At 48.7% G+C, this 8,955-nt stretch carries 12 protein-coding genes; 7 read left to right on the forward strand and 5 right to left on the reverse strand.

Annotated elements, in window-relative coordinates:
• From AC6R1O_RS07200 to yacG, 5 genes are all read left to right on the forward strand, one after another.
• A partial coding sequence (locus AC6R1O_RS07200; protein WP_500656757.1) for a type II secretion system F family protein occupies window positions 1-404 on the forward strand: 404 nt, incomplete at its 5' end.
• A 38-nt stretch (window positions 405-442) separates the two neighbouring features.
• A complete protein-coding gene (locus AC6R1O_RS07205; RefSeq protein WP_500656760.1) occupies window positions 443-1,312 on the forward strand; it encodes a prepilin peptidase in 870 nt (289 codons plus the stop codon).
• Window position 1,313: 1 nt separating this feature from the next.
• The gene (gene coaE / locus AC6R1O_RS07210; protein WP_500631474.1) at window positions 1,314-1,922 is read left to right on the forward strand and encodes a dephospho-CoA kinase; all 609 of its coding nucleotides are present in this window, start codon (window positions 1,314-1,316) and stop codon (window positions 1,920-1,922) included.
• 34 nt (window positions 1,923-1,956) lie between these two features.
• Window positions 1,957-2,697 (forward strand): cell division protein ZapD, encoded by a 741-nt coding sequence (gene zapD / locus AC6R1O_RS07215; protein ID WP_487902123.1) that lies wholly within the window; start codon window positions 1,957-1,959, stop codon window positions 2,695-2,697.
• A gap of 114 nt (window positions 2,698-2,811) precedes the next feature.
• Window positions 2,812-3,009, forward strand: coding sequence for a DNA gyrase inhibitor YacG (gene yacG / locus AC6R1O_RS07220; RefSeq protein ID WP_334553876.1), 198 nt, complete (start codon window positions 2,812-2,814; stop codon window positions 3,007-3,009).
• An 88-nt stretch (window positions 3,010-3,097) separates the two neighbouring features.
• Here the strand turns inward: yacG and rplS are convergent, their stop codons facing one another.
• From rplS to ffh, 5 genes are all read right to left on the reverse strand, one after another.
• On the reverse strand, window positions 3,098-3,451 hold the full coding sequence (rplS, locus tag AC6R1O_RS07225; RefSeq protein ID WP_045977783.1) for a 50S ribosomal protein L19: 354 nt from the start codon (window positions 3,449-3,451) through the stop codon (window positions 3,098-3,100).
• Between the two features lie 41 nt (window positions 3,452-3,492).
• Window positions 3,493-4,236: a tRNA (guanosine(37)-N1)-methyltransferase TrmD gene (gene trmD / locus AC6R1O_RS07230; RefSeq protein ID WP_487902124.1), complete on the reverse strand. Its 744-nt coding sequence runs from the start codon at window positions 4,234-4,236 to the stop codon at window positions 3,493-3,495.
• Window positions 4,237-4,261: 25 nt separating this feature from the next.
• Window positions 4,262-4,810, reverse strand: a complete 549-nt coding sequence (gene rimM / locus AC6R1O_RS07235) for a ribosome maturation factor RimM (protein WP_334553869.1) — start codon at window positions 4,808-4,810, stop codon at window positions 4,262-4,264.
• A gap of 28 nt (window positions 4,811-4,838) precedes the next feature.
• Window positions 4,839-5,087: a 30S ribosomal protein S16 gene (gene rpsP / locus AC6R1O_RS07240; protein WP_004410028.1), complete on the reverse strand. Its 249-nt coding sequence runs from the start codon at window positions 5,085-5,087 to the stop codon at window positions 4,839-4,841.
• Between the two features lie 277 nt (window positions 5,088-5,364).
• Complete coding sequence (ffh, locus tag AC6R1O_RS07245; RefSeq protein ID WP_500656758.1) at window positions 5,365-6,747, reverse strand: signal recognition particle protein; 1,383 nt, start codon at window positions 6,745-6,747, stop codon at window positions 5,365-5,367.
• A gap of 212 nt (window positions 6,748-6,959) precedes the next feature.
• On the opposite strand from ffh, the gene AC6R1O_RS07250 reads away from it, so the two are divergent.
• Window positions 6,960-7,754 (forward strand): cytochrome C assembly family protein, encoded by a 795-nt coding sequence (locus AC6R1O_RS07250; RefSeq protein WP_487902127.1) that lies wholly within the window; start codon window positions 6,960-6,962, stop codon window positions 7,752-7,754.
• 51 nt (window positions 7,755-7,805) lie between these two features.
• Window positions 7,806-8,955, forward strand: a 1,150-nt coding sequence (locus tag AC6R1O_RS07255; protein ID WP_500656759.1) for an HlyC/CorC family transporter, incomplete at its 3' end; no start/stop codon positions are given.

The raw sequence follows: 8,955 nt of genomic DNA on the forward strand, positions 1-8,955 counted from the left end.
CCAAATTTAGCCGCACACTTGCCACCAGCTTTAGCGCGGGCATTCCGATTCTCTCAAGTCTCAAAACCTCCGCGAAAACCGCCAACAACCTGCACTACCAAACCGCCATTGATAAGGTATATGACGATACCGCCGCCGGAATGCCAATGTATATTGCGATGCGAAATACGCAGTCATTCCCCGAGATGGTGCTGCAAATGGTGATGATCGGCGAAGAGTCGGGGCGACTTGATGATATGCTCAATAAAATCGCCACCATCTACGAGTTTGAAGTCGATAACACGGTCGACAACTTGGGCAAGATCCTCGAACCACTGATCATTATTTTCCTGGGTGTTGTGGTGGGAGGATTGGTCGTGGCTATGTACCTGCCCATCTTTAACTTAATGAGTGTATTAGGATAAGATGAGCACTCTATTGATTGGATAAGGCACTTCTCTTGATTGCGCTGTTTGAGTATTACCCTTGGCTTTTTCCTACGCTGGCAGGCGTGTTTGGCTTAATTATTGGCAGCTTTCTTAACGTGGTGATCCACCGCCTACCCATCATTATGGAGCGAGAGTGGCGTAGCGAGTGCGCCGAGAGCTTCCCTGAGTACAAAATAGCGCCCCCTGAAGGTACCTATAATCTCAGCATTCCCCGTTCGACATGCCCAAAATGCGACTCGCCACTGCGTCTTATCGATAATATTCCGGTGGTCAGCTGGCTGATGCTGCGGGGGCAATGTGCTCATTGCCAAGCCCCCATCAGTGCGCGTTACCCCTTAATTGAACTGCTGTCGGCTGGCCTATCTGTACTGATTGCCTGGCAATTTGGCTTCTCAGCGATGAGCCTCGCGCTGCTGCTGTTCACCTTTGTTCTTCTCTGCGCGACCTTTATCGACCTCGATACCATGCTACTGCCCGATCAGTTGACGTTACCACTGGTGTGGGCGGGGTTGGCACTGGCGCTATTGAACATCAGCCCCGTCTCGCTTGAGGATGCCGTCATTGGCGCGATGGCCGGTTACTTGGCCCTATGGAGCGTCTATTGGCTGTTTAAGTTACTCACTGGCAAAGAGGGCATGGGCTATGGCGATTTTAAACTGCTCGCCGCCCTTGGCGCATGGCTCGGCTGGCAAGCTCTTCCTATGATCATCTTGCTTTCATCTGTGGTTGGGCTGCTGTTTGGCTTGATTCAACTCAGGCTCAAGCAGCAAGGTATCGACAAAGCCTTTCCCTTTGGCCCTTATCTGGCGATCGCTGGCTTTATCAGTATGATGTGGGGCGATGGTCTACTTCATTGGTATCTGACTGAGATGGTAGGAATCTAATATGGCGTTGATCGTTGGATTAACAGGTGGCATTGCCAGTGGCAAAACCACCGTCGCAAACCTATTTCAGCAACACTTTGCCATCGATATTGTCGATGCCGATGTCGTGGCGCGCGAAGTGGTGGAACCGGGCAGTGAGGGGTTAAAAGCCATCTCCGAGCGCTACGGCGCATCGATGTTGCAAGCCGATGGTAGCTTGAATCGAGCCGCACTGCGCGAGGCCATCTTTTCCGATCCCAAAGAGAAAACCTGGCTGGATAACCTGCTCCATCCGATGATTCGTCAAAAGATGCTCGCCGAGCTTGAGCAGGTCACCTCACCCTATGCGCTGCTTGTGATCCCTCTAATGGTGGAAAACAATCTCCAAGCACTTGCTCAGCGAGTCCTTGTGGTCGATGTGGCGCCAGAAATTCAGATTGAGCGAACGATGGCCCGTGACAATGTCGACGAAAAACAAGCCCGTGCGATTCTCAGTGCGCAAGCAAGCCGAGAGGAACGTTTGGCGATTGCCGATGATGTGATTAAAAATGATGCAACAAACGAGAAACTTTTGCCTCAAATCACAGAATTGCATCAAAAGTTCCTAGAAATCTGTAGGGAAAATCTGTGAGAATAAAGGCAGTACAACCCAGAGCCATTGATCAATGACCAAGCACTATTTCGAACACCCACTCAATGAGAAAACTCGCATTTATCTTCGCGTTGAAGCCTTGCTGACGCAGATGGATAAAGCGGCGCAGTTTGGTGACGAAATGCAGCATCTGATCTTCTTCCGCTCCCTGTTTGATCTGCTGGAAATCTTTGAGCAGATTCAGCTCAAAAGCGAGTTAGCCAAAGACATCGAAAAGCAGCGCCTTAGCTATCGAGCCTATCTCAATATCGATGGCGTTAATCTGGAAATGCTGCGCGCGGTATTGGATGAAATTGATGGCGTGCACAGCGAGCTGATGGCGGCGGAGCGTTTTGGCCAAAGCCTGAAAGAAGACCGCTTCTTAAGCGCCATTCGCCAACGCTTTAACCTGCCCGGCGGCTCATGCTGTTTTGACTTGCCTGCACTGCACCACTGGCTCCACCTTCCACTTGAGAAAAAACAAGCGGATGCGCAAAAGTGGTCCACCAACCTGGCCCCACTGACACAAGCGTTGAAACTGTGGCTGCGTCTTACGCGTGAAACCGGTCAACTGCGAGAGCGCCTTGCCAACAACGGCTTCTATCAGAGTGATGCGACAGAGGCCAACATTCTACGTCTTGAAATCCCCCTAGAAACGGGCGTTTACCCGATGATCTCCGGGCATAAAAACCGTTTCGCCATCAAGTTCATCGACTTTGAATCTGGCCAAGCCAGTGCCTCGAGCATTCCATTTAAATTGGCCGTCTGCTGCTAATCTCACTCTTTGCCATCGGCATCGCTCACCCTTTGCTATCGGCATCCCGCTGTTTAATGAAGCGCGGCGCTAAGTTCGGTATACTGCGGCTAAACTCCGAAGAAATAGGAAAGCATGATGTCTAAGATTACCGTGGTTCCATGCCCACAGTGCGGCCAAAACGTCGAGTGGAGCGAAAAAAGCCCTCACCGCCCGTTTTGCAGTAAACAGTGTCAAATGATCGATTTCGGCGAGTGGGCCGATGAAGAAAACACCATTGCCGGTGCCCCCGATATGTCCGACAGTGATGGATGGTCGGAAGATCAGTATTAAAGTGGTTCAATTCTCTCGGGATGATTAAGTACAAAAAAGCGGAGGCCAATTGGCCTCCGCTAATACTATGAGAACGCTAGTTATAGCATTACTTCTTAGCAAGTTTCTCTTTGATACGAGCTGACTTACCAGAACGCTCACGTAGGTAGTACAGTTTGGCACGACGTACTGCACCGCGGCGTTTAACTTCAATGCTATCAACCATTGGAGAGTGAGTTTGGAACGTACGCTCAACACCTTCACCGTTAGAAATCTTACGTACAGTGAATGCAGAGTGTAGACCACGGTTACGGATACCGATTACAACGCCTTCAAAAGCCTGTAGACGCTCACGGTCACCTTCTTTTACCTTAACTTGAACGACAACTGTGTCACCAGGTGCGAAGTTAGGTAGGTCTTTTTTCATTTGCTCTTCTTCAAGAGCTTTGATGATGTTACTCATTTTCAATATTCCTAGAATAAACTGATACTAAATTTAATAGGTTACTTAGCATGATGCTCTTTAATGAACTCAGCTAGTAGTAGTTCCTGTTCGTCAGTCAGAGCTAGGTTTTCCAGGAGCTCTGGTCTTCTAATCCAGGTACGGCCGAGCGACTGTTTCAGTCGCCAACGACGAATGTCCTTGTGGTTGCCAGATTTCAGTACCGCGGGTACTTCTTTTCCTTCCAACACTTCAGGACGGGTGTAATGAGGACAATCCAACAAGCCATTGGCAAAAGAGTCTTCTTCTGCTGACGCAAAATCGCCCAGTACCCCCGGTACAAACCGAGAGACAGAGTCAATTAAGGTCATGGCAGGGATCTCTCCCCCTGTCATCACAAAGTCACCGATTGACCATTCTTCGTCAACTTCAGACTCAATGATGCGCTCATCTACCCCTTCGTAGCGACCGCAAATAAGAAGCAAGTTCTCATTGCTAGCCAGCTCTTCGACTCCCTGCTGATCGAGTTTTCGACCTTGAGGAGAGAGGTAAATCACCTTCGTCTTACCCGGTGAGGCCTGTTTGGCAGCATGAATGGCATCGCGCAATGGCTGCACCATCATTAACATACCTGGACCACCACCGTAGGGTCGATCATCGACAGTGCGATGCTTGTCGTGAGTGAAATCTCGAGGATTCCATGTCTCTACCGACAACAACCCTTTTTTAACCGCTTGACCTGTTACTCCGAACTCAGTAACGCTGCGGAACATTTCAGGAAACAGGCTAATTACGCCAACCCACATGCCCTAAAGCCTCATTACTTGGGAGTTAGAATCCAGGATCCCAGTCAACTTCGATCCGTTGAGCAGTGCGATCAACTTGAATGATCACTTGCTCTTCAAGGAACGGAATTAATCGTTCCTTTTGGCCAAAAGCATCTTTTAGATTTGCTTTGACTACCAAAACATCGTTTGAGCCGGTTTCGAGCATGTCCGTCACCACACCAAGGTCATAACCTTTTGTCGTCACGACTTGCATGCCAAACAATTCACGCCAGTAGAATTCATCTTCTGACAATTCTGGTAATACTGCAGGGTCAATAGCAATTTCAAAGTTAGTCAACAGATGCGCGTCTTCGCGAACATCCAGACCTTCCAGCTTCACCACCATACCTTTGTTATGGCGCTTCCACGTTTCCACTTTGTACTCGACCCACTCCCCTTTATGGTTAACAAACCAAGGGTTGTAATCAAATAAGCTTTCAGCCTCGTCTGTGTAGGAAAAAACTTTAAGCCAACCACGAATGCCGTAAGTAGCACCAAACTTGCCTACAACAATCTTGTCATTGCTCATCGTTTCTTTACCTTTCATCGACATAAGCTAATTACTACTTATAGAGTAAGAATTAAGCCGCTTTTTGAGCGTCTTTAACTAGCTTAGCTACGCGGTCAGATAGAGACGCGCCTTGACCAACCCAGTGGTTAACGCGGTCTAGGTCTAGACGTAGACCTTCTTCTTGACCTTGAGCAGTAGGGTTAAAGAAACCTACTTTCTCGATGAAACGGCCAGTTGCAGCATTGCGGCTGTCCGCTACTACGATTTGATAAAATGGACGCTTCTTAGCGCCGTGACGTGCCAAACGAATGGTTACCATGTCGTCCTCTTTGCTTTCTCAAAAATAAAATTAACCCCAGAAACTATCTATCAGTAAACCGTTGTGGTCTATTACTAAACAGTTTGGGGTCTCGTGCCAAAATAAAGCTCCGGAATTTTACTCTTATTCCGACGCATTGCAAGGTCTTTAGCTATTTTTTCACCACCATAAAACCGGATTTAAGATTGTGACTTAGCTAACACCTTGAAAATAAAAAACCGAAAGGCTTAGCACCACGGCTAAGCCTTGTATAGAGCGAAACGGACTGGTGTTTCAGTTAACGACCAAACGGGTTGAAGCCGCCGCCGCCTCCCATTCCGCCCATCATGCCTTGCATGTTGCGCATCATGCCTTTCATGCCACCCTTTTGCATTTTCTTCATCATCTTCTGCATTTGGGTAAACTGCTTAAGCAAGCGGTTCACATCTTGCACTTGCACACCAGAACCGGCAGCAATGCGTTTCTTGCGCGAACCTTTAATAATGTCTGGACGTTGACGCTCTTTCATGGTCATCGAGTTAATGATCGCTTCCATCTGCTTAAACATCTTGTCGTCAACTTTGTCTTTGACATTGTCTGGCAAGTTACTCATACCTGGCAACTTGTCCATCATCCCCATCATGCCGCCCATGTTTTGCATCTGACCGAGCTGCTCACGGAAGTCTTCCAAATCGAAGCCTTTCTTCTCTTTGAATTTCTTCGCCAGTTTCTCGGCTTTCTCATGGTCGACATTGCGCTGCAAGTCTTCAATCAAAGAGAGAACATCACCCATTCCCAAAATACGCGAGGCGACGCGATCAGGGTGGAACGGCTCTAGCGCGTCGGTTTTCTCACCCACACCCAAGAACTTGATCGGTTTCCCTGTAATGTGACGCACCGACAGCGCAGCACCACCACGAGCATCACCATCCACTTTGGTCAGGATAACCCCGGTCAGCGGTAGCGCTTCTCCAAAGGCTTTCGCGGTATTCGCCGCATCTTGACCTGTCATCGCGTCAACAACAAACAGCGTTTCCACAGGATTAATCGCACTATGAAGCTGCTGGATTTCGCCCATCATTTGCTCATCAATCGCTAAACGACCCGCGGTATCGACCACTAACACATCGTAGAATTTCTTCTTCGCGTGATCGATGGCGGCATTGGCAATATCAATCGGCTTTTGATCAGCGCTCGATGGGAAAAAGTCAACACCGATGTCTTGCGCTAGGGTTTCTAGCTGTTTGATCGCCGCTGGGCGATACACATCAGCAGACACGACCAAGACTTTCTTCTTGTCTTTTTCCTTAAGGAATTTAGACAGCTTACCCACAGAGGTGGTTTTACCCGCACCTTGCAGACCGGCCATCAAAATCACCGCGGGTGGCTGAGCCGCGAGGTTTAGTGCCTCATTGGACTCGCCCATGACGGTTTCCAGTTCACCTTGAACAATTTTGATGAACTCTTGCCCTGGCGTGAGCGATTTGGAGACCTCTACGCCCACTGCCGCTTCTTTCACTCGCTTGATAAAATCGCGAACGACAGGCAGTGCAACGTCAGCCTCGAGCAACGCCATGCGGACTTCACGCAGCGTTTCTTTTATGTTGTCTTCGGTCAGACGACCTTTACCGCTGATGTTCTTCAGCGTTCTGGATAAACGATCCGTTAAATTCTCAAACATCTTAGTCTCTTTACACTGAGTGGCTTGCGTAGACGACGCCACTACCTAAAATTGAGCGACAATTACTAAGAGTATACCTTAGCCAAGTGGCGCTTTGCACGGTTGCGTGATGATTTGATCTCTCAACTCGAATAAATGACACAGATAAGTCATGGCTCAAGCTGTTGATGCAGGGTATAATTTGTTAAAAATCCACCACCACCAAGAGAAGAATGGACAACTTAATTGCCGTAGCCGCTGCAGTGCTGTATCTGCTCGCAATTGCGACTATCGTTCCGGGACTGGTTCACCAAACCGGTATCCGCTCAAAAACCGTGTTGATCAGTGCGTCTCTGGCACTGGTTTTTCACGCGTGGCTATTAAGCGATCTGATCATTGAAGCCTCGGGGCAAAACTTAAGCATTCTCAATGTCGCCTCTCTCATCAGCTTCATTATCTCTTTGGTGATGAGCGCGTCGATGCTCAAAACACGACTGTGGTTTTTGTTGCCTGTCGTTTACAGCTTTTCCGCTATCAACTTAAGCGCAGCGGCGTTTCTGCCTAGCACTTTCATCACCCATTTAGAGCAAGACCCTAAACTGCTGATCCACATCTCTCTTGCGCTGTTTTCATACTCAACTCTCAGTATCGGCGCTCTGTACGCTCTACAACTGGCTTGGTTGGATCACAAGCTCAAAGCGAAGAAAGCACTGGCGATTAACCCAAACCTTCCTCCTTTAATGATGGTGGAACGTCAGCTTTTCAACATCATCATGGTGGGCACCTTACTCCTCACCGGAACATTAATCACTGGATTTGTCTTTGTTCAGGACATGTTCGCCCAAGGAAAAGCCCATAAAGCGATTCTCTCTTTCATCGCTTGGATTGTGTACAGCGTGCTGTTATGGGGCCACTTCCATAAAGGTTGGCGCGGACGCAAAGTCACTTGGTTCGCCGTTGCCGGTGCAACCCTGTTGACGCTCGCCTATTTTGGCAGTCGCTTCGTTCGTGAAGTGATATTGACTTAGCCGCAACACTGGGCGATAAATTAATCAAACATAACAAGGAATCATTAAGCTTTGGACGACATATCAACGGGTATCTTATTTGCGCTACTCGCGTGTCTGATTGTAATTTCAGGATATTTCTCCGGTTCAGAAACAGGGATGATGTCTCTCAACCGATACCGCTTAAAGCACCTCGCGAACAATGGCCATAAAGGCGCTAAGCGCGTAGAAAAGCTGCTCGATAGGCCCGATCGTTTGATAGGTTTGATTCTGATTGGTAACAACTTAGTCAATATTCTAGCCTCCGCCATCGCCACCATCATTGGTATGCGTCTATACGGAGATTTAGGGGTGGCTATCGCAACCGGTGCTCTGACGCTTGTGGTGCTGGTTTTTGCCGAAGTCACGCCGAAAACCCTCGCAGCGCTCTACCCAGAAAAAGTCTCTTACACCAGCAGTATCTTGCTTGGTATTTTAATGAAGCTGCTCTCGCCGCTGGTGCTGTTCGTTAACCTCATCACTAATGGTTTTATCCGCTTACTTGGGATTAAAGTCGACCACAATGGCGAAGATCACCTGAGCTCGGAAGAACTGCGCACCGTGGTGAACGAAGCGGGCAGCCTGATCCCAAGACGCCACCAAGATATGTTGATCTCCATTCTCGATTTAGAGCATGTGACGGTGAATGACATCATGGTGCCGAGAAACGAAATCACCGGCATTGATATCAACGACGATTGGAAATCGATTGTGCGTCAATTGTCTCACTCACCGCACGGGCGCGTGGTGCTGTATCGCGGTCAAATTGACGAAGTGGTGGGCATGCTGCGTTTGCGTGAGTCTTATCGCTTGATGCTAGAGAAAAACGAGTCGACCAAAGAGACCCTGCTACGCGCTGCCGATGAAGTCTACTTTATCCCAGAAGGCACGCCACTCAATGTCCAACTGCTTAAGTTCCAGCGCAACAAAGAGCGGATTGGTCTGATTGTTGATGAGTATGGCGACATCATAGGTCTCATTACGTTGGAAGATATTTTGGAAGAGATCGTCGGTGAGTTCACCACTTCTATCACGCCAAGTTTGTCGGATGAGATTACCCCGCAACGTGATGGCAGTTTCTTGATTGAGGGCAGCGCCAACATCCGTGATATCAATAAAGGTCTCAAGTGGGACTTCCCTACCGATGGCCCAAGAACCCTAAACGGTTTGATTCTCGAGCATC

Source organism: Vibrio sp. R11-SG3-ISO3-SZ, from assembly GCF_059834345.1.

Excerpts from the sequence above, each read along its gene's own strand:
- AC6R1O_RS07250 (WP_487902127.1), top strand. The coding sequence starts at position 6,960 with ATGGACAACTTAATTGCCGTAGCCGCTGCAGTGCTGTATCTGCTCGCA.
- yacG (WP_334553876.1), top strand. The coding sequence starts at position 2,812 with ATGATGTCTAAGATTACCGTGGTTCCATGCCCACAGTGCGGCCAAAAC.
- rpsP (WP_004410028.1), bottom strand. The coding sequence starts at position 5,087 with ATGGTAACCATTCGTTTGGCACGTCACGGCGCTAAGAAGCGTCCATTT.
- zapD (WP_487902123.1), top strand. The coding sequence starts at position 1,957 with ATGACCAAGCACTATTTCGAACACCCACTCAATGAGAAAACTCGCATT.
- trmD (WP_487902124.1), bottom strand. The coding sequence starts at position 4,236 with ATGTGGGTTGGCGTAATTAGCCTGTTTCCTGAAATGTTCCGCAGCGTT.
- rplS (WP_045977783.1), bottom strand. The coding sequence starts at position 3,451 with ATGAGTAACATCATCAAAGCTCTTGAAGAAGAGCAAATGAAAAAAGAC.
- rimM (WP_334553869.1), bottom strand. The coding sequence starts at position 4,810 with ATGTCGATGAAAGGTAAAGAAACGATGAGCAATGACAAGATTGTTGTA.
- coaE (WP_500631474.1), top strand. The coding sequence starts at position 1,314 with ATGGCGTTGATCGTTGGATTAACAGGTGGCATTGCCAGTGGCAAAACC.
- ffh (WP_500656758.1), bottom strand. The coding sequence starts at position 6,747 with ATGTTTGAGAATTTAACGGATCGTTTATCCAGAACGCTGAAGAACATC.